This window comes from Bradyrhizobium sp. USDA 10063 (genome assembly GCF_054063735.1).
Genome location: NZ_JBSSGP010000002.1, coordinates 4916750 through 4936946, shown reverse-complemented (window position 1 = coordinate 4936946; position 20197 = coordinate 4916750). Strand labels below are relative to the sequence as shown.

At 64.0% G+C, this 20197-nt stretch carries 21 protein-coding genes; 9 read left to right on the top strand and 12 right to left on the bottom strand.

The window, feature by feature from the left end; genetic code table 11:
- The first annotated feature begins 158 nt into the window (after positions 1-158).
- Positions 159-1703, top strand: coding sequence for a L,D-transpeptidase family protein (locus ACVJGD_RS25355; RefSeq protein WP_456636863.1), 1545 nt, complete (start codon positions 159-161; stop codon positions 1701-1703).
- Between the two features lie 134 nt (positions 1704-1837).
- Here the strand turns inward: ACVJGD_RS25355 and ACVJGD_RS25350 are convergent, their stop codons facing one another.
- Positions 1838-2293: an ArsR/SmtB family transcription factor gene (locus ACVJGD_RS25350; protein ID WP_456636862.1), complete on the bottom strand. Its 456-nt coding sequence runs from the start codon at positions 2291-2293 to the stop codon at positions 1838-1840.
- Positions 2294-2526: 233 nt separating this feature from the next.
- Here ACVJGD_RS25350 and ACVJGD_RS25345 point away from each other — a divergent pair, with 233 nt between their 5' ends.
- The 4 genes from ACVJGD_RS25345 (at position 2527) to ACVJGD_RS25330 (ending at position 6946) form a co-directional block, all read left to right on the top strand.
- Positions 2527-3048, top strand: a complete 522-nt coding sequence (locus ACVJGD_RS25345) for an arsenate reductase (azurin) small subunit (RefSeq protein ID WP_456636861.1) — start codon at positions 2527-2529, stop codon at positions 3046-3048.
- A gap of 14 nt (positions 3049-3062) precedes the next feature.
- Positions 3063-5669 (top strand): arsenate reductase (azurin) large subunit, encoded by a 2607-nt coding sequence (locus ACVJGD_RS25340; protein WP_456636860.1) that lies wholly within the window; start codon positions 3063-3065, stop codon positions 5667-5669.
- Between the two features lie 345 nt (positions 5670-6014).
- Positions 6015-6629 (top strand): hypothetical protein, encoded by a 615-nt coding sequence (locus tag ACVJGD_RS25335; RefSeq protein ID WP_456636859.1) that lies wholly within the window; start codon positions 6015-6017, stop codon positions 6627-6629.
- Positions 6626-6946, top strand: a complete 321-nt coding sequence (locus ACVJGD_RS25330) for a hypothetical protein (protein ID WP_456636858.1) — start codon at positions 6626-6628, stop codon at positions 6944-6946. Before ACVJGD_RS25335 ends, ACVJGD_RS25330 begins: the two co-directional genes overlap by 4 nt.
- Before the next feature lie 148 nt (positions 6947-7094).
- On the opposite strand, the gene arsH is transcribed toward ACVJGD_RS25330, so the two are convergent.
- From arsH to ACVJGD_RS25300, 6 genes are all read right to left on the bottom strand, one after another.
- Positions 7095-7814 (bottom strand): arsenical resistance protein ArsH, encoded by a 720-nt coding sequence (arsH, locus tag ACVJGD_RS25325; protein ID WP_456636857.1) that lies wholly within the window; start codon positions 7812-7814, stop codon positions 7095-7097.
- The gene (gene arsC, locus ACVJGD_RS25320) at positions 7807-8205 is read right to left on the bottom strand and encodes an arsenate reductase (glutaredoxin) (RefSeq protein WP_456636856.1); all 399 of its coding nucleotides are present in this window, start codon (positions 8203-8205) and stop codon (positions 7807-7809) included. The genes arsH and arsC overlap by 8 nt, the downstream gene beginning before the upstream one ends.
- Positions 8202-8903: an aquaporin gene (locus tag ACVJGD_RS25315; RefSeq protein ID WP_456636855.1), complete on the bottom strand. Its 702-nt coding sequence runs from the start codon at positions 8901-8903 to the stop codon at positions 8202-8204. Before ACVJGD_RS25315 ends, arsC begins: the two co-directional genes overlap by 4 nt.
- Complete coding sequence (locus tag ACVJGD_RS25310) at positions 8903-9430, bottom strand: arsenate reductase ArsC (RefSeq protein WP_456636854.1); 528 nt, start codon at positions 9428-9430, stop codon at positions 8903-8905. Before ACVJGD_RS25310 ends, ACVJGD_RS25315 begins: the two co-directional genes overlap by 1 nt.
- Positions 9423-9785, bottom strand: coding sequence for an ArsR/SmtB family transcription factor (locus ACVJGD_RS25305; protein ID WP_456636853.1), 363 nt, complete (start codon positions 9783-9785; stop codon positions 9423-9425). Before ACVJGD_RS25305 ends, ACVJGD_RS25310 begins: the two co-directional genes overlap by 8 nt.
- Before the next feature lie 204 nt (positions 9786-9989).
- Positions 9990-10643, bottom strand: coding sequence for a S24 family peptidase (locus ACVJGD_RS25300; RefSeq protein WP_456636852.1), 654 nt, complete (start codon positions 10641-10643; stop codon positions 9990-9992).
- 183 nt (positions 10644-10826) lie between these two features.
- Here ACVJGD_RS25300 and ACVJGD_RS25295 point away from each other — a divergent pair, with 183 nt between their 5' ends.
- A complete protein-coding gene (locus tag ACVJGD_RS25295; RefSeq protein ID WP_456636851.1) occupies positions 10827-11171 on the top strand; it encodes a DUF952 domain-containing protein in 345 nt (114 codons plus the stop codon).
- Complete coding sequence (locus tag ACVJGD_RS25290) at positions 11168-12265, top strand: quinone-dependent dihydroorotate dehydrogenase (protein WP_456636850.1); 1098 nt, start codon at positions 11168-11170, stop codon at positions 12263-12265. Before ACVJGD_RS25295 ends, ACVJGD_RS25290 begins: the two co-directional genes overlap by 4 nt.
- Positions 12266-12351: 86 nt before the next feature.
- On the opposite strand, the gene ACVJGD_RS25285 is transcribed toward ACVJGD_RS25290, so the two are convergent.
- The 5 genes from ACVJGD_RS25285 to ACVJGD_RS25265 all read right to left on the bottom strand — a co-directional run bounded on the left by ACVJGD_RS25285 (position 12352) and on the right by ACVJGD_RS25265 (position 17529).
- A complete protein-coding gene (locus tag ACVJGD_RS25285; protein ID WP_456636849.1) occupies positions 12352-13680 on the bottom strand; it encodes an MATE family efflux transporter in 1329 nt (442 codons plus the stop codon).
- A 3-nt stretch (positions 13681-13683) separates the two neighbouring features.
- Positions 13684-14418, bottom strand: a complete 735-nt coding sequence (locus tag ACVJGD_RS25280) for an MBL fold metallo-hydrolase (RefSeq protein ID WP_456636848.1) — start codon at positions 14416-14418, stop codon at positions 13684-13686.
- Between the two features lie 17 nt (positions 14419-14435).
- Entirely contained in the window at positions 14436-14741 is a 306-nt protein-coding gene (locus ACVJGD_RS25275; protein WP_456636847.1) for a DUF6460 domain-containing protein, read from the bottom strand.
- Between the two features lie 71 nt (positions 14742-14812).
- The gene (locus ACVJGD_RS25270; protein ID WP_456636846.1) at positions 14813-16492 is read right to left on the bottom strand and encodes an ATP-dependent DNA ligase; all 1680 of its coding nucleotides are present in this window, start codon (positions 16490-16492) and stop codon (positions 14813-14815) included.
- The gene (locus ACVJGD_RS25265) at positions 16489-17529 is read right to left on the bottom strand and encodes a ligase-associated DNA damage response exonuclease (RefSeq protein WP_456640366.1); all 1041 of its coding nucleotides are present in this window, start codon (positions 17527-17529) and stop codon (positions 16489-16491) included. Before ACVJGD_RS25265 ends, ACVJGD_RS25270 begins: the two co-directional genes overlap by 4 nt.
- A 139-nt stretch (positions 17530-17668) precedes the next feature.
- Here ACVJGD_RS25265 and ACVJGD_RS25260 point away from each other — a divergent pair, with 139 nt between their 5' ends.
- The gene (locus tag ACVJGD_RS25260; protein ID WP_456640365.1) at positions 17669-18610 is read left to right on the top strand and encodes a methyltransferase domain-containing protein; all 942 of its coding nucleotides are present in this window, start codon (positions 17669-17671) and stop codon (positions 18608-18610) included.
- A 287-nt stretch (positions 18611-18897) separates the two neighbouring features.
- Positions 18898-20124, top strand: a complete 1227-nt coding sequence (locus ACVJGD_RS25255; protein WP_456636845.1) for an ABC transporter substrate-binding protein — start codon at positions 18898-18900, stop codon at positions 20122-20124.
- Positions 20125-20197 lie beyond the last annotated feature (73 nt).

Here is a 20197-nt window from a genome sequence, read left to right as displayed (position 1 = left end):
CAATCAAGCCGGACGAGCCGGCGCATCCGCAGCGCACCGAAATGACGCGATGGGCCGGCAGCCGATATCGGGGCGGTCTAGCCGCGTCGGGGCGAGTCAAATAAGCTGGTCGCCGATCTTGACGGATCGCAAGCGTGGCATCTCAACCGGGACATGGCATGGTAAATCGATTCATGGCGGCGCAATCCACCGTGGAGAGGCGGCGTTGGGCGAGGCCCACTATTGTGACGCTCGCGGCGATGGCCGCACTGACGGCGCTGACCGCCGACGCCGCGGCGAGACAGGCGCGTCCCGCGCCACCCACCGAGGCTATGGCGCCGCGCGATGCAGGCGAGCCGATCATGGCGATCGTGTCGATCAAGACCCAGCAGGTCACTTTCTACGACGCCGAGGGCTGGATCCTGCGCGCGCCGGTGTCCACCGGCACCAAGGGACGCGAGACGCCTGCCGGCATCTTCGCCGTCGTCGAGAAGGACAAGGACCACCACTCGACCCTCTATGACGACGCCTGGATGCCGAACATGCAGCGCATCACCTGGAACGGCATCGCGCTGCACGGCGGGCCGCTGCCCGGGTATGCGGCCTCGCACGGCTGCGTGCGGATGCCCTACGACTTTGCGGAGAAGTTGTTCGACAAGACGCGGATCGGCATGCGGGTGATCATCTCGCCGAACGACGCCGCCCCGGTCGAGTTTTCCCATCCGGCACTATTCATGCCGAACGCGGAGACCGTCGCGGCTGCTCCAGCGCGTGCCGAGACGCTCGCCCGCGAGGCCGAGGAGGCCGCCAAGACAGCCGACGAGGCGAAGAAAGCCGCCGCGACAACGGCGCGCGAGACAGCGTCGCTCACGGCGTCGCTGCGCAAGCTGGAGGGGCTCAAGACCCGCGCCGACGCCGAGCTCGCATCCGCCGACAAGAGGCTCGCCGCCGCAAACACGGACCAGGCCAAGGCGAAGGCCAACGAGCAGAAGGAGAAGGCCGCCAATAGGGCCGCGGAAGCGGGGACGCAACTCGACGCCGCCAAGGCCGAGGCGAATTCGAAGCTCGCCGCTGCTGCCGCCGCAAAGGACGCCGCCAAAGCGGCCCAGACCAGGAAGGCCGACACCGCCAAGGCGGCGAGCGAGGCGAAGCTCGCGCTGGAGCCGGTCTCGGTCTACATCAGCCGCGCGACGCAGAAGCTTTACGTACGGCGCAACACTCATAAGCAGTGGCCGGACGGGGGCGAGGTGTTCGATGCGACCATTGAGGTTCCAGTCGCGATCCGCAATCCCGACAAGCGGATCGGCACGCATGTGTTCACGGCGATGACGCGCAGCGGCGCCGGCCTGCGCTGGACTGCGGTTACGATCGACAATGGGGACGACGCCAAGAACGCGCTCGACCGCATCACCATCCCGCAGGATGTGCTCGATCGCATCGCGCCGACGGCATTGCCGCGATCCTCGATCATCGTCTCGGACGAGCCGCTGAGCCGCGAGACCAACTATCGCACCGAGTTCGTCGCGGTGCTGAGCAACCAGCCCCAGGGCGGCTTCATGATGCGCCGGCCTACGCCTGCGGTCGATGTCCCCGTTGCGAGCGGCAACGACTGGGGTAACAACGGCTTCGGCTTCTTTTTCCAGCCCAATTGGAACTCCCAACCCGGCAATCCGCGTCCGCGCGCCGGCCAGAACTACCAACCGATGCAGCCGCGCTGGTGGTAGGACGCGGCACGCTGCGCTCAGGCGGCATGGTCGCTCCGGGTCACGGGCGGTAATAGTCGCGGACCGGCTTCACTCAAACGGGCCAACTTCCTCCAGAGCCGAATGTTGGCTTTGGCCGAAGCAAGGGCAGCCCATCAGGCTTTCCGTTTGGCCGAGCTTTTCCTCGGTTGCGCATGAACCTTGGAATTGGCTGGGGCGCAGCAGGCTTTGCTCGCGTCTTCGACAACCAGGCTACAGAGCTCCGGGTGTCCGTCGCAGCACTCGCTGATCAGAAACCCTATCAGCGCCCGCATGCCTTCCACATTTGAGCGGTAGATGATCGTCCGTCCCTCGCGGCTGCTGCGCAAAAGGCCTGCCCGCACCAAAATGGCCAGATGGGTGGAAAGCGTGTTGTGCGGCGCGCCAATGGTATCGGCGATCACGCCGGCAGTGATACCGATCGGCTCGTGCTTGATGAGCAGCCTGAAGATCGCCAGGCGCGTGGGCTGAGCAAGCGCAGCAAGAGCGGCAATCGCATGCGGCTCGGCCAACTCTCCTTGGACCGGCCCGCTGCTGGCGTGGCTGGCGGCGGCCAGCATCGATTTCCGCATTCCGTAGTCTCCGCGCGCGTCGTCCAGGTGCATCATCTTTAACCCACGGATCAGGTGACAAGCCAGCACGTTTCGACTATTGAATATGTCGAGACGTCTCGACAAATCGTAGCCTCTCGATGTGACGGGCATGCGACATAAGAACAACGAGCGCTCCGGCCGGTAGGCGTACCGGTCCGATCTCGAGGAAACACCCGCCAGTAGGCGTACTGGCGAACCCGAGGAGCATCACCATGTCGCGCTGCGATCGTATGGTCGACGTCGGCCGCCGTCGCTTCATGAGCGGGGCGGGTCTCGCCGCCGCCGGCGTTGCCGTCACCTCAATCACACCTCTTCCGGCTCAGGCTGCGACCGGAGCCGCAAGGGTGGACTATCCCGTCAATCGTCTGGCCAACGTCAGGGAGCTCAAGCTCAATGAGCCGCTGAACGTCTCCTATCCCGACGACAAGGCTCCTGGCGTGCTTTTGAAGCTCGGCAAGACAGTGCCAGGCGGGGTCGGGGCCGAAGGCGATATTGTCGGCTTCACGACGATATGCCCGCACAAGGGCTATCCCCTCAATTACAGCGCGGCCGATCGGACGATGAACTGTCCCGGCCATTATTCCCGCTTCGACTGTGAGGCCGGTGGCCAGCAGATCTGGGGCCAGGCGACGCAAAATCTCCCGCAGTACGTCCTGCGCGTGGATGACAAAGGCGACATCTACGCCGAAGGCGTGGACGAGCTGCTCTACGGTCGCCTTTCCAACGTGCTCTGAGGGGAGGAACGCTCATGGCCTACAAGCGGCAAATCGATCAGCTTCCGATCATCCCCGCCGACGCCAAGGAATTCAACGTCACCTGCCATTACTGCATCGTGGGCTGCGGCTATAAGGCCTACACCTGGGCTGCCAGCAGGCAGGGTGGCACGGCTCCAGATCAAAACAAATTTGGTGTTGACCTCTCGAGGCAGCAAGGCGCGGAAACCGAAGCCTGGTACTCGCCTGCGATGTACAACATCGTCCGCCAAAACGGCCACGACGTGCACATCGTCATAAAGCCTGACAAGAATTGCGTGGTGAACTCCGGGCTGGGATCGATTCGCGGCGCGCGTATGGCAGAGATGAGCTATTCACAGCAGCGCAACACCCAGCTCCAGCGCCTCACGGACCCCATGGTCTGGCGCTACGGGCAGATGCAGCCCACCAGTTGGGACGATGCGCTTGACCTCGTCGCGCGCGTTACGGTCGCCGTGATGAATGACATGGGCGAAGACGGCGTGTTCGTCTCGGCGTTCGACCATGGCGGCGCCGGCGGCGGGTACGAGAACACCTGGGGCACCGGCAAGCTCTATTTCAGCGCGATGAAGGTCAAGAACATCCGCATCCATAATCGCCCGGCCTACAACTCCGAAGTCCACGCCACACGCGACATGGGTGTGGGTGAGCTCAACAACTGCTACGAAGATGCCGAGCTTGCTGACACGATCGTGGCGGTCGGAACCAACGCGCTCGAAACCCAGACCAACTACTTCCTGAACCACTGGATTCCGAACCTGCGCGGAACCTCGCTCGACAAGAAGAAGACCGAATTCGGCTCGGAGCCGGTGGAGCGTGCCAAGGTCATCATCGTCGATCCGCGTCGAACGGTGACGGTCAATGCCTGCGAGGTCGAAGCCGGCAAGGACAACGTCATGCACCTTGCGATCAATTCCGGCACGGACCTCGCGCTGTTCAATGCGTGGATGACCTACATCGCGGACAAGGGCTGGGTCGACAAAGCCTTCATTGAGGCCTCGACGACCAACTTCGACCAGATGAAGGCCGCCAACAAGATCAGCTTGGAGGACGCAGCAAAAATAACCGGCCTAGGCGCCGATCAAATCCGCAAATCCGCGGAATGGATCGCGCAGCCGAAGGCAGGGAATGTGCGCCGCCGCACGATGTTCGCGTATGAAAAGGGCCTGATCTGGGGCAACGACAATTACCGCACGAACGGCGCCCTGGTGAATGTCGCGCTGGCGACGGGCAATATCGGCCAACCCGGCGGAGGCTGCGTCCGCATGGGCGGGCACCAGGAAGGCTACTCGCGCCCCTCGGACGCGCATGTCGGACGGCCCGCAGCCTACGTCGACAAGCTCCTGATCGAAGGCAAAGGCGGCGTCCATCACATCTGGGGGTGCGACCACTACAAGACCACGCTAAACGCCTTCAAATTCAAGCAGAATTACAAGAAACGGACCGACATGGTGAAGGACGCCATGATGACGGTGCCGTACGGCGATCGCGATGCGGTGGTCAAGGCGATCATGGATGCGATCAAGAAGGGAGGCCTGTTCGCCGTCGATGTCGATATCGTACCGACGAAGATCGGCGAGGCCTGCCATGTGTGGCTGCCGGCAGCAACCTCCGGGGAAGCCAATCTCACGTCGATGAACGGCGAGCGCCGCATGCGCCTGACCGAAAAATACATGGACCCGCCAGGGCAAGCGATGCCGGACTGTCTGATCGCGGCGCGGATCGCCAACAACATCGAGCGGGTTCTGCGCGAGCAAGGCAAAGTGGAAGCGGCGGACAAGTTCAAGGGCTTCGACTGGAAGACCGAAGAAGACGCTTTCATGGATGGCTATCACCAACATGAAAAAGGCGGCGAGTTCGTCACCTACGCCCGGCTGCGCGCGATGGGTACGAACGGCTTCCAGGAGCCGGCCGTCGGGCTCGACACCGCCGGTGTTGTTGCCGGCGGCACGTCGACCGGGGTGACAACCGGAGAAGTCTTGAAAGGCCCTGCCATTGAAGGGGCGCGTGGAAAGGAACCGGTCCCGAAGTCGGGTGCTGCATCATCCCCGGCTGCCTCGCCGGGCGGCGTCGAGCGCATTATCGGCACGAAGCGTCTGTATGCCGACGGCAAATTCAACAGCAAGGATGGCAAGGCCAAGTTCATGGAGACGGCGTGGCGCGGCCTGCAGGCGCCTGGCAAGGAAGCCGAGATGAAGAAGTTCCCCTTCCTCATCAACAACGGGCGTGCCAACGTCGTCTGGCAGAGTGCGTATCTCGATCAGGACAATGAGCTCGTGATGGATCGCATGCCCTATCCATACATCCAGATGAACCCGACGGACATGAACGAGCTTAGACTCAACCCGGGCGATCTGGTCGAGGTGTTCAACGACAATGGCTCCACGCAAGCCATGGTGTATCCGACGCCGACGGCCAAGCCGCGGCAGACGTTCATGCTGTTCGCATACCCGACCGGCGTCCAAGGCAATGTGGTGTCGGACGGGGTGAACGAGTTCATTATCCCGAACTACAAGCAGACCTGGGCCAACATCCGCAAGATCGCCGATGCTCCGGAAGGCGTGAAGCACCTAAGCTTCAAGTCGCTCGAGTACCATGCCTAGGCATCGAAAGCCCCGGCCTCGGCCGGGGCTCCGATCCTATGCTTGCAACCGCGGACATCTGCTCCCGCCTGCTCTCGGTCGATGCCGCGCGGACCGCACCGCTCTCCCAGGGCGCGGACTCATTAACGCGCAGCCACGCGGCTTGTCGGGCAGCATCGGCTTGATGGCAGCCCGTTCACAATCGGCCAGTTCATAGCGCATGATTGGAGCCCCCAGTTTGGGAGTTTGCATCACAGGCGTCCGGCCAATCGCGACGCTCCTGGCCCGACCAGGCCTGGGGCGCTTTCGGGGCAAAGCCGATATTGACCAGCCGACAACCGCCGCTGAAGCTGTCGAAAATGACTCATGCCCGACGGCGCGGGCGACGGCATCGACCGCACCGTCCTCGCGGTTACGCGCCGACAATCTGAGCGGGTAACGAGTGAATACATTTATTATCGAGAGAGTTCTTGTTTGTTAAGGGATGGACAGCATCCTGTTGAGCGCTGGGCCTGTCCGGTGCCCGTAAAGGAAAATGGAAACGCTGGCATGAATGGTGATTTGCTGTCGGCGCTGTCGTCGTGGTGGCCCCTCTTGCTCGTTGCTGCATGGATCGTGATTACGCGCTTCAGCGGCCAGCGCGCACCGTTGGGGCTATATCGCGTGATCTACCACATTGGGGATACGCTGAACTTGCAAACGAAGGGATTAGAGGGACGCGCAGCGCTAACCCAGGACGCTTTGACGATCACCGGGCCTTCGCCGATCGAAGTCCCAATTCGTGAGCTTCGTAGTGCTGAACTGTTCCGTCTACACGGGTTAGGGCGTTGTATTCGGATTTCTCACGACCGGGGCACCGTCTACCTAGCTGTCGTGCGCGTCGTTCTGTTTGGCGGGTACTTTGCGTCGATCAATTTTTTTCAGACTGGCAAACTTGCGCGCCGGCTCCGCGAGGCTATTGCTGCCGAGGTTCTGACATGAAAAACATTCAAGTCATCGACGGTGCCCTGAATTGCACCTTCAGTATTTTTCGGGCGACGGATGAAGAGTTTGTACTGCTGTTTCCGGAGCCGGGGCAGGAAATCCAATTTGCCGAAGACCTAGACCCTCTGGTCGCGGAGACCTTAGGGGCAAGCCCAATTTGGGAGCGCCCCATCCGCAAGCGAGATGCACATGGCATTCACGGGACGCTCTTTTTCGGTCTTGAACGGTACAAAAGCGTGTACCGCGACAGGCGCGAAGACGGTGTTGAGCCGCATGCTGTGAATGCTGCACAGCGCCGCCTTTTCGGCATCTGATCGGAAGCGCGGGTTTGTCGCTATTTGGCCCTTCGCGACATATGGCGCCGCCGCGCGATCTTGGTCGCTAACGGGGCGAAACGGACGTAGCCTTCATTGCGTCACGATAACGGAGGTCCACTGCCTGGCAGAGCGTCGCCTGGACCTTTCACAAGGCTCTTTCCAAAGCCAGCCGTTCCTGCAGCTTTGCCGCTTCTTCCTTCCGTTCGCTGTACCTGTCGGTAAGATAGCCAGAGCAATCGCGCGTCAGCAGCGTGAACTTCACCAGTTCCTCCATGACGTCGACGACACGGTCGTAGTAGGGCGATGGCTTCATGCGCCCGGCATCGTCGAACTGCTCGTATGCTTTCGCCACCGATGACTGGTTCGGGATCGTGATCATGCGCATCCAGCGTCCAAGCACGCGAAGCTGGTTGACGGCATTGAAGGACTGCGAGCCGCCGCTGACCTGCATGACGGCAAGCGTCTTGCCCTGCGTCGGGCGCACAGCTCCCATCGCCAAGGGGATCCAGTCGATCTGGGCCTTCATGATGCCGGTGATGGCGCCGTGGCGTTCCGGGCTGCTCCACACTTGCCCTTCGGACCAAGCGGAGAGTTCGCGCAGTTCAGTCACCTTGGGGTGATCAGCGGGCGCATCGTCCGGCAGCGGCAGACCCGACGGGTTGAAAATCCGGCATTCGGCACCGAACATCTCCAGCAGGCGGGCGGCCTCTTCCGCCAACAGGCGGCTGAACGAGCGCTCGCGCAGTGACCCGTACAGCAACAGGATCCGCGGCCTGTGCCTGGACGGTACCGGCCATAACTTCCGGGAGTCGGGAAGCAAAATCGCCGCGGGAGCGAGATTCGGAAGGTCTGCCACCTTAGCCATCAATAATTTCGCCGTCTTCCTTAGTGAACCGTCCGATAGGTGCCGGCAGCAGGTCCAGCACCGCTTCCGACGGGCGGCACAATTTGACGCCTTTCGGGCTCACCACGATGGGACGGTTGATCAGAATCGGATGGGCCAGCATCTGATCGATGAGCTCGTCGTCGGTCCACTTCGGGTCATCCAGACCGAGTTCATGAAACGGCGTCCCCTTCTCGCGCAGAAGCGCACGAACAGGCGTGCCCATCTCGCTGATGAGTTCGACCAGCCTTTCGCGCGAGGGCGGAGTTTTCAGGTATTCGATGATAGTCGGCTCGACCCCGCTCTGGCGGATCATGGCGAGCGTGTTGCGGGACGTGCCGCAATCCGGGTTGTGATAGATGGTGATGGTCATGGCGAAGTCTCCGCGATAGGTACAGGTCCACGGACCGCCGGCCTTCCGAGCAGCCAGTTCATCAGCAGCGAAGCAAGCAGCGCGCCGAGCAACTCGGCGATGATAAAGCCGGGCAGATCGATGGGCCGGATTCCGGCGAACGTGTTGGTTAGCGAACGCGCAATCGCCACGGCGGGATTGGCGAACGAGGTGGAAGCCGTGAACCAGTATGCCGCGGTGATGTAGAGCCCGACGAGCCACGGGACGGCATTCCGCTGAAACCGGATGCCGCCCAGGATGGTCGCGACCAGTCCGAAGGCGGCCACCGCCTCCGCGAACCATTGAGCACCGCCGGTGCGAACCTTGGTCGAGAAGTCGATCAGCGGCAGCCCGAACATCAGATGCGCGGCGATTGTTCCGCCGATGCCGCCGGCGATCTGTGCGACCACGTAGAGCGCGGCCTCGTTGACCGGCAGCTCGCGCTTGCCGGTGAAGACAAGCGTCACGGCCGGGTTGAAGTGTGCGCCGGAGATCGGTCCGAGCACGGTGATCAGGACGACCAGGATAGCCCCCGTCGGCAGGGTATTGCAGAGAAGCGCAAGAGCGACGTCCTTGGTCAGCGTCTCGGCCATGATGCCGGATCCGACCACGGTGGCGACGAGAATGCCTGTGCCGAGAGCTTCGGCCGCCAGACGCCGCGAAAGGTCGAACGTGTCCATCAGCCGGCTTTCGGCGTCGGATGTGTCGCACCTTCGGAACGGCCGATCTCGCGGAGTTTGGTGCCCAGCGAGAGCTTGTCGATGCTCCGCAGCGGGAGGCTGATGAAGGTGCCGATCCGGTTTTTGAGGTAGCGAAACGCGGTCATGAACGCCGCCTGCTTTTCCAGCTCGGTGCCTTGGGCTTCGGCGGGGTCCTCGATGCCCCAGTGGGCGGTCATCGGCTGGCCGGGCCAGACCGGACAGGCCTCACCGGCGGCGTTGTCACAAACGGTGAAGACGAAATCCATCACCGGCGCATCGGGCGCGGCGAACTCGAGCCAGCTCTTCGAGCGCATGCCGTCGGTCGGGTAATCGAGGCTCTCGAGCGTTCGCAGCGCCAGCGAGTGCACCGCGCCCTTCGGGGCGCTGCCGGCGGAAAAAGCCCGGAAGCGGCCAACGCCGTCCTTCCGCAGGATGGATTCTGCCAAGATCGAACGTGCCGAGTTGCCGGTGCAGAGAAACAGGACGTTGTAGAGGTGGTCAGCCACGGGTTCGCTCCTTTCGTTTCGGAGAACAACAGGATTGCAGGCTTTCAACGAGAGGCGCGCAGACCTCCGGCCGCCCGTCGCAGCAATCGCGGAGCAGGAACACCGCGATGTCGCGGAATTCGTTGAGATTGGCGCGATAGATGATCGACCGGCTGTGCCGTTCCGACGTAACCAAGCGCGCGCGGGTAAGGATCGACAGATGCGCCGACAGCGTGTTCGAAGGCACCTCCAGCAGGCGCGCCAGGTCGCCCGCGGCGAGGCCGTCGGGTTCGTGCTTGACCAGCGCCCGGAACGCCTCCAGTCGGGTCGACTGCGAGAGGGCCGCGAGGGCCAGCACTGCTTCTTCAGTTTCCATATATCCAGATTTATGGAAATGCAGCAACGAGTCAAGCCGCGAGCGAGCCAGAGCCTGCCGTGTCCACTATCCCGCCGAAAGCGGAACCAAATCTAGTGCATTAGCGGATCCGCTACGGATGTGATTCAAGCTTCGGAGTCGCAGCCCCCGAAACCTGGTTCGAAGCATCAAGTATGTGCGGAGCGGCATCGTCAGTCGCTGCCCTCACTGTCGTACCCACACGATTCTTGCAATCCACGTCACATCCTCGGCTGCGAGCGTGCGATCCGCCTCCGCAGGATTGAGCGACTGCAACTCCAGCGCCTTCGCCGTACGCCGTTTGCACTCCTTCACCAGTATCTCGCCATCCTTCGTCCGCACCACCACGCGGTCGCCGCGGCGGATCGGGGTTGCCGGCGACACCAGGATGATGTCGCCGTCGCGGAAGACCGGCCGCAGCGTATCGCCGGAGATCTCGAGCGCGTAGGCGTGCTCGTCGGGGATCGCGGGCAGCGCCACCTCGCCCCAGCCTTTGCCCGTCGGAAAACCGTTGTCGTCGAAAGCATCGCTTGCCGCCGCCTCGGCAAGGCCGATCAGCGGCACCGAGGGGCCGCGTCCGCCACCGTCGCCGATGAGCTGCACGAAGGTGTCGATGGACGTGCTGGTCGCGGCGAGCGCCTTGGCGACCGATTCGGTCGATGGCCAGCGCTCGCGGCCGTCGGCGGTGATGCGCTTGGACTTGTTGAAGGTCGTGGGGTCCAGCCCGGCGCGGCGGGCAAGCCCCGACGGCGACATTCCGGCGCGCTCCGCAAGCCGGTCCAGGGCGGCCCAGACCTGGCCGTGGGTCAGCAGGCGCGATTGCTTGGGCGGTCTGACCATCGGAATTCCGCCATTCGGATTTAGGAATTATTGCCGGAACCTGAGGCTTTCCGCAAATGTCCCCAATCGGCCCTGCTGTGGCGCTTGAGTTGCGCCACGAGCGCCGATACGGTCCTTGGCCGGCCCGGCCAGCATCGGGAAAACCCCAACAGACTCAAGCGACAAGCAAGGGACACCGGAAAGGTGCGCACGATCTATAAAATCAGCCCCGCCTCGGCCTGGCGCGAGGCCGAGCGGGCCGGTGTGTACCGGGGTAGTGCCGACGATGTCAGGGACGGCTTCATCCACTTCTCCACCGCGTCCCAGGTCGCGGGGACGGCGCGGAAGCATTTTTTCGGCCAGACCGGCCTGTTCCTGATCGCTGTTGATGCCGATGCGCTGGGTGATGCCTTGCGCTGGGAGCCCTCTCGTAACGATGAATTGTTTCCGCATCTCTATGGCGAACTCGATCTCGGCGCGGTCGCCGCGGTCTACGACCTGCCGGCGCGCGCCGACGGCACGCATGTGATCCCGGAGCAGCTCTCGTGATCCGCGCCTTTGATGCCGTCTCGCTGCCGCTCCTGCGCTGGCTCGATCCGGAGGACGCCCACCGGCTGGCGATCCAGGGCCTGCGCTTCCTGCCGCCGATCCGGCAGCGGGTCGATGACCCAAAACTTGCAGTGCGCGCGTTCGGATTGAATTTTCCCAATCCGGTCGGCATGGCTGCGGGCTTCGACAAGAATGCGGAGGCGCCTGACGCGCTGCTCAAGCTCGGCTTCGGCTTTGTCGAGATCGGCTCGGTGACGCCGCTGCCCCAGGCCGGCAACCCGAGGCCGCGGCTGTTCCGGCTCGAGCGCGACGAGGCCGTCATCAACCGCATGGGCTTCAACAATGACGGCGCGGCGGTGGTGCTGCGGCGGCTCGCCGGCCGCGCGCATCTTTCCGGCATCGTCGGCGTCAATGTCGGCGCCAACAAGGATTCGCCTGATCGTACCGCCGATTACGTGAAGCTGATCGAGACCTTTGCGCCGGTCGCCAGCTACTTCACCATCAACGTGTCCTCGCCGAACACGCCGGGCCTGCGCAACCTGCAGCAATCGGCGGCGCTCGACGACCTCTTGGCACGCGTCATCGATACCCGCGAGCGGGTGCGGAAGAATGCCGGCGACTCGCCGGTGCTCTTGAAGATCGCGCCGGATTTGAGTCTCGCCGAGCTCGATGACATCGTCCACATCGCGCGCTCGCGGCGGGTCGATGGCATGATCGTCGCCAACACCACGCTGGCGCGGCCCTCGACCTTGCGCGAGCAGGCCCGCACCAAAGAGCAGGGCGGTCTCTCGGGCCGCCCGCTGTTCCGCCTGTCGACGCGGATGGTGGCGGAGACTTACGTGCGCGCGGAGGGCGCGTTTCCGCTCGTCGGCGTCGGCGGCATCGATTCCGGCGGCGCCGCGCTGACCAAGATCCGGGCCGGCGCCAGCCTGATCCAGCTCTACTCCGCGCTGGTCTATAAGGGCCTCGGCCTCGTCGACGACATCAAGCGCGATCTCTCCTCGACGCTGCTGCGCACCGGCCGCGATTCGCTGTCCGAAATCGTCGGCGCCGACGCGGCCACGATTACCGCCGAGGACTGGCCGGTGCGCTGAGCATGATCCGGAAAAGTGGACGCCGGTTTTCCGAAAAGATCATGCTCAAACAAAGAGACGAGATCATGATCCGATTCTTGATCGGATCATGATCGAGCGAACGACGCGCGGAACAGCGCCGGGTAGCGCAGCGCTTCCAGTCCGCCGCGCGCAGCATAGTGCACCAGCAGCGCGGTCCACAGCCCGGCATTGCCGAAGGGCCGCAGCAGGAACCAGGCGGCGAGGAAGATCACGAGCGACAGCACCATCAGATTGCGCATGTCGCGCGCCCAGGTCGCGCCGATATAGACGCCGTCATAGGCAAAGGCGAACACCGCCAGCAGCGGCGACAGGATCACGAACAGCAGGAACGCGCGTGCGGCCTGCCGCACTTCTGTGCTCGCGGTCATCACGTCGATCAGCGCCGGCCCGAACAGCGCGAACGCAGCCATCACCGCGAGCGCGAACGCAAAGCCCCAGACCACGACCAGCCGCACCGCGCCGGCAAACGCATAGCGATCGCGCGCGCCATAGGCGCGGCCGCAGAGTTGTTCGGCGGCATTGGCGAGGCCGTCGAGGAAGAAGGCGCTGACCAAAAGGAAATTGTTCAACACCGCATTCGCCGCCAGCGTCACATCGCCGGCGCGGGCGCCTTGCGCGGTGAAGAACAAAAACGCCGTGATCAGCGCCGCGGTGCGGATCATGATGTCGCGGTTCACCGCGAGCATCCGCATCAATTTTGCGCGCGCAAATAGCATGCCGGGTGGAATGTCGAGCTTGCCGCCCGTCAGATATCGCGCGATCAGGACGCCGAGCACGAGCCCGGCCGCTTCCGCGATCACGGCGGCGATCGCCGCGCCCGCGATGCCGCGATTGAACACCAGCACCAGCAGCATGGTCGCGGCCATGTTGACGACGTTGATCGCGATCTGTGTCGATAGCGCCAGTGTCGCCCGCGCCTGGCCGATCAGCCAGCCGAGCACGACGTAATTGGCGAGCGCGAGCGGCGCCGACCAGATGCGGATCAGGAAATAGGTCTTCGCGGCCGACGTGACGCCCTCGCTGCCGCCCATCGCGCCGAGCAGGATCGCGGCCAGCGGCACCTGCAGCACGATCAGCGCCGCGCCGATCACGGCTGCGACGATGAAGCCGCGCACCAGGATCGCACGCAGTTCCTGCGTCTCGCCGGCGCCGAGCGATTGCGCGGTGAAGGCGACCGTGCCCATGCGCAGGAACGCGAACAGCCAGAACATGCAATCGAACAGCACCGAGGCCATCGCGACGCCGCCGAGCAGCGCCGCGTCATCAAGCCGTCCGATCGCGGTGGTGGAGACGATCCCGATCAGCGGCGTCGTCAGGTTCGCGATCATCGCGGGCCCCGCGATGGCGAACACCTGCCTGCTCGTGACCTCGGCGGGTGGGTTTCGCGCGTGCATCGTCTAGAACACGACCACCATGCCGTCGCTGGCGGTGACGTAGGGCATCTCGTCCAGGCGGCCGAGCATGTCGTCGCTCATATGGGTCAGCACCAGCCGCCTGGCGCCGATCTCGGGCAGATGCGCTTCCAGCGCCTTCAGGCTGAGGTGGTTCTTGACGACCTTGTCATGGGTATAGGCTTCCGCGATGAAGAGGTCGGCATCGCGCGCCGCCGGGACCAGCGCGTCCGTCCATTCGGTGTCGGCGCTGTAGCTGATGACGCGGCCCTCGGCCTCGATCCGGTAGGCCAGGAACGGCCCGCCGGAGTCGCCGTGCACCACCGGATACGGCGTCACTGTCACCGCGCCGAAGCTACGGCTTTGTTCGGGCACGAGCGGGACAACGGAGAGATCGAAGCGCTGCTTCGTCTTCGACGAATGCTCGAACAGCGCCTCCATGACTTGGGCGAGCCGGGTCTCGATGCCTTCAGGCCCGGCGATCACCAGCGGCCGGCTGCGCCGCGAGAACTGCGCATCGAGCAGGAAGAACGGCAGGCCGGCGAAATGATCGCCGTGGAAATGCGTGATCAGGATCAGATCGATCTCATCGCGCGCGATCGCGAACTGCTTCAATGCCGGCAGCGAGGACGCGCCACAATCGATCAGGAAATTGACGCTTCTGCCGGTGACGTGGAAGCAGGTGTTTGAGCGGCCGCCAGAGCCGAAGGCATCACCGCAGCCGACAAATCGCAGTTGCATCGCCCCGCCCGCGACAGCTAGCGGCCGCGCGGCGTGCCGAACAGCCGCGATAACAGCCAGACCGGGATCACGATGACGGCGCCGAGCAGGAAATAGCGCCACAGCCAGTTGACGGCGTCGAAGCCGAGATCCCACAAGCGCTGGAACAGCACGCGGATGCTGTGGACGATATTCCAGGGATCGAATCCGACCGCGGCGAGCACGACGCCGACCAGGATCGACAGCAGGATCAGCCGGAAGGCGACCGACAGCGGCGAGCCGCCGAGAAAACGGTACAAACCGTCATTCTGGCTGGCCGGCAGGTCACGGACGTCATTCGGCATTGCTGTCTCCTCGCGGGTCTGCCCATCTATTATAGGCAAGGCGATGCAAATGGGGAACCCGCACCGCGCCGTCAATAGCTGTCATGCGCGGGAGGAACCTCAACTCGCGTCTCGGTCTTCAGCATCCGCTCCAGCGTTTCCAGCCGGTCGGCCTCGCGCGGCGGCTTGTCCCAGCGCAATCGGTTGATGCGCGGAAACCGCATCGCGACGCCGGACTTGTGCCGCGGTGAGCGCGCCAGTCCCTCGAACGCGACTTCCAGCACCAGGCCCTGGTCCGGCTCGTGCACGACGTGGCGAACGGGTCCGAATTTCTCGGTGGTGTTGCGGCGGACGAAGCGGTCGATCTGCAAGAGTTCCTCATCGGTGAAGCCGAAATAGGCCTTGCCGACCGGCACCAGTTCGTCGCCATCATCGCCATTGGTCCAGACGCCGAAGGTGTAGTCGGAATAATAGGACGAGCGCTTGCCGTGGCCGCGCTGCGCATACATCAGCACCGCGTCGATGATGTGCGGATCGCGCTTCCACTTCCACCATTGTCCCTTCGGCCGGCCCGGCAGATAGGGCGCATCGCGGCGCTTGAGCATCACGCCCTCGACCGCTTCCGCATCGAGCCCCGCGCCGGCGCCGGCCGGATCGGCACGCGCCGCGGTCAGCGCGGCCCAGTCGCTGAAGGGAACGGTCGGTGACAGGTCGATCCGCGGATCGGCGAGCTTCTTGATGAAGGCTTCCAGATGCGTACGCCGCTCCTCGAACGGCAGTTCGCGTAAGTCGTTCTCGTCATCGCCGAGCAAATCATAGGCGCGCAGATGGATCGGATAATCCTTCATTAGTTTCGGCGAGACCACCTTGCGGTTCAGCCGCTGCTGCAGCACGTTGAAGGTCTGCACCCGTCCGTCGCGCAGCACGAGCAGTTCGCCGTCGATCGCGCCGGGCAGATGCAGCGAGGGCAGCAAATCCGGGAAGCTTTTCGTTATGTCCTCGCCGCTGCGCGAATAGAGCCGCGCCTGCAGGTTTCCTCGCTCGTCCCGGCCGGAAACCGCCTGCACGCGGATGCCGTCCCACTTCCATTCGGCGATGAAATCGGCCGGATCGAGGCTGGCGAAATCCGCATCCTCGATCGCATGCGCCAGCATCACCGGGCGGAACGGCGCGGGATCGCGGTTGACGGGTTTCTCGGCACGGCCCTCCAGCCAGGCGAACAGATCGAGATAGGGCGGCGCGAGCCCCGGCCACATCAGTTCGATCTCGTGCGGATCTTTCTCGCCGAGCGCCGCGGCCGCGGTCTTCGCCAGCCGCGCCGAAATCCCGATCCGCATCGCGCCGGTGACGAGCTTTAGCAGCGCCCAGCGCCCGGTCTCATCCAACTCGTCCAGCCAGCGCGCGAGCTGCGCCGGCAACTCGGTCTTGCCGAGCGTGCGCAGCCTTGTGACGACCTCGGTCAGCGTCGGCGGCGGGAGATTGTTATGGCCGGCCAGCGCCAGCTTCGGCCACATCAGCGCCACCGTTTCCGAAAGGTCGCCGACGTAATCATAGGAGAATCCGAACAGCACCGTGTCGGTGCGCTCCATGATCAGGTCCCGGATCAGGCCCGGCTTGGCGTGCTTGAACGACAGCGCGCCGGTGAGTGCCGCCAGCGCGTAGCCGCGGTCGGGATCTTCGGTGTCGCGCAGATAGGCCGTCAGCAGTTTCAGCTTGTTGTTGCGGCCGGGCTCGTAGGCGAGGCGATCCAAGAGTTCGGCGAACCGGTTCATGTCCCGCCTTCCTCGCCGTCGAGCACGACCTCCGTCTCCTCCTCATCGCCATAGCCGACGAGATCGAGCGGCCGCGCGGCAAGACCCTTGGCCTTGCACCAATGCACCAGCGCATCTTCCTGGCCGTGCGTCACCCAGACCTCGCCGGCGCCGGTTGAGCCGATCGTCGCGGTCAGCCCATCCCAGTCGGCATGATCAGAGATCACCAATGGCAGTTCGACGCCGCGCTGCCGCGCGCGGGCGCGCACCCGCATCCAGCCCGAGGCAAACACGGTGACCGGATCGGGAAAGCGCCGCGTCCAGATGTCGGAGGTCGCCGTTGGCGGCGCCAGCGTGATGGTGCCGGCAAGCTCGGCCTTTTTCATCCCGCGCACCGGGCGCAGATCGCCGAGCGCAACGCCGCGGCTCTCGTAATAGCGTGTGATCTTCTCCATCGCGCCATGCAAATAGATCGGCGCGTCATAGCCGGCCTCGCGGAGCAGCGCGATCACGCGCTGTGCCTTGCCGAGCGAATAGGCGCCGACCAGATGCGCGCGCTCCGGAAACAGCGCGACCGATGCCAACAGCTTCTTCACTTCGTCCGCCGCATTGCCGTGCCGGAACACCGGCAGGCCGAACGTCGCCTCGGTGATGAAGACGTCGCAGGGCACGAGCTCGAACGGCGCGCAGGTCGGGTCGCGCGCATCCTTGTAGTCGCCGGACGCCACGATGCAGAGATCCTTGCAACTCACCGCGATCTGCGCCGAGCCCAGCACATGGCCGGCCGGATGGAATTCCACCGTGACGTCGCCGAGCCTGATCTCCTCACCGTAGCGAACCGCCTGCGTGGAGCCCGCGAAATTGTCGCCATAGCGCAGCCGCATCATGTCGAGCGTCTCTTGCGTCGCCAGCACCGCGCCGTGGCCGGCCCGCGCATGGTCGGAATGGCCATGGGTGATGATCGCGCGCTCCACCGGGCGGACCGGATCGATGTGGAAGCCGCCCGGTTTGCAGCACAGACCGGCGGCAACTGGCAGCAGGATGTCTTGCGGACGCATGCCGCCTATATAGGCCTGCTCGGTCCGATTTTTAGCCGTCATGCGCGGGCTTGACCCGTGCATCCATCTCTCTAAAGAGTCTTTCTTTTGATGGATTGCCGGGTCGAACCCGGCAATGACGGATCTGGTTCCCCAAGCGATGCCCGCGCGCCTCTTCCTGTCGTCCGGTGATCTCGTCGCCGACCGCCGCTATGAATTCGCGCGCGATCTGCAATTGAAGGGCGATCTTGCTGCCGCCGCCGATTTGCTCGAGCAGGCAGTGGAGCTCGCGCCGAAATTCGCTACCGCCTGGTTCACGCTCGGTGAAATCCGCCACAAGCTCGGCGAGCGCGATGCGGCCGTCGCGGCATACCGCGAAGCTCGCGCGGCGGATCCCGAGGATCGTCACGGCGCCGGGCTGCGCTTGATGCGGCTTGGCGCCGAAGCCATCTCGGCGATGCCGGCAGGCTACGTGCAGACGCTGTTCGATCAATACGCGCCCCGGTTCGAAGCATCGTTGGTCGGCGATCTCGGTTATCGCGGGCCGGCGCTGTTGTTCAAGGCGGTGCGGTCGGTTCGGGCGGCGGCCAGGAAGCCGGCCTTCTTCAAGCGCGCGATCGACCTCGGCTGCGGCACGGGCCTTGTGGCCGCTGCCTTTGGCGAGAGTGTCGATTCGTTCATCGGGATCGACCTGTCGCCACGGATGATCGAGAAGGCGCGTGGGACCAGGCTCTATGCGGAGCTGGAAATCGATGACTTGCTGCGGGGCCTGCGCCGCAAGCCCGACGCTTCGGCCGATCTCATCATTGCTGCCGACGCGATGGTCTATGTTGCCGAGCTCGCGCCGGTGCTTGCCGAAGCCGAGCGCGTCCTGGCGGCGGGCGGCCTGTTCGCGTTCACGACCGAAACCCATGACGGCGAGGGCGTCGTGATCGGCGGGGGACTGCGCTACGCCCATGCCGCAGCTTACGTGCGCGACGCTGTCGCGGCCGCGGACCTCCAACTGTTGCGGCTCGAAAACCTTTCCGCCCGCAACGAGGACAACGCCCCGGTACCCGGTCTCGTGGCGGTGGCGACGCGGACAAGGCGTGATCTCCCTTAAACCTCTCCCGCTTGCGGGAGAGGTCGGATCGCATCGTAAGATGCGATCCGGGTGAGGGCTCTCTCCACAAGGAAGTCCCATCGCGGAGACACCCTCACCCCGACCCTTTCCCGCAAGCGGGATAGGGAGTCCAGTCGCCTTCGCCAGCGAAAACTTGAGTCTAGGCGCTACCATTTCCGCTCAGCGGAAATGCTCCAAGCGGCATTGCGTCGCAAAGCAACAAGTTCGGTATTGCCGGGCAAAGCGGAATGTTGCTCATTGTTGCGGTCTAGGGAGAGGCAACAACTATGAAAAAGCAAACCAGGCGCGAGTTCTGCGCCACCGCCATCAGTGCATTCACTGCGTCCGCTTTGCCGGCGCCTTATGTCTGGGCCGCCGAGAAGAAGTATGATCCCGGCGCGAGCGATACCGAGATCAAGCTCGGACAGACCGTGCCGCATTCCGGTGCCGGCTCGCTGTACGGAGTGCTCGGCCGCGTCGGCGAGGCCTATTTCCAGATGCTGAACGAGAAGGGCGGCATCAACGGGCGCAAGGTCAAGTTTTTCACCATGGACGATGCCTACAGCGCGCCGAAATGCGTCGAGGCGACGCGGCGCCTGGTGGAGCAGGAGGAAGTGCTGGCGCTCTACGGCTCGCTCGGCACCGCGCCGCAGACCGCCGTGCACAAATATCTCAATTCCAAGGGCGTGCCGCAGCTCTTGCTGAACACCGGCGCGTCGAAGTGGAACGACCCGAAGAATTTCAAATGGACCATGGCCGGGCTGCCGCTCTATCCGACCGAAGCGCGCATCCTGGCCAAGCACGTCGTCAGCGTGAAGCCGGACGCCAAGGTCGGCATCCTCTATCAGAACGACGATTTCGGCCGCGACTTCTTAGGCCCGTTCAAGAAGGTGCTGGCGGATGCCGGCGGCAAGGCGCAGGTGATCATGGAGCAGACCTACGATCTCACCGATCCGACCGTCGACTCCCAGCTCATCAATCTCTCGAAATCGGGCGCCGAGGTCTTCTACAACATCACCACTGGCAAGGCGACGTCGCAGTCGATCCGCAAGGTGGCCGAGCTCGGCTGGAAGCCGCTGCATCTGTTGTCGGCGGGCTCGACCGGCCGCTCGATCCTGAATGCCGCCGGCCTTGAGAACGCAACCGGCATCGTCGCGATCCGCTACGCCAAGGAAGTCGGCGTGCCCCGCTTCGAGAAGGATCCTGACGTGCTGGCCTTCGAGGAACTGCGGAAAAAATATCTGCCCAATGTCGATCCGGATAACACCATCGCGTTCGCCGGCTACGGCCAGGTCGCGAGCATGGCGGAAATCCTGCGCCGCTGCGGCGACGATCTCACCCGCGCCAATGTGCTGAAGCACGCGACTACGCTGGCCGGCTTCCACTCGCCCTATTTCCTTGACGGCGTCAATTTCAGCTACACGCCCGACGACTACACGCCGATGAAGACGCTCTACATCTCGATCTTCAACGGCAAGGACTGGGACATCTCCGACAAGCCCGTGACGGAGTAGCGCAGCGACCAGCATTACATCTCTCCCTCGTCCCCGCGAAAGCGCTAGGGCATGCACGTATCTGGTGCGACGG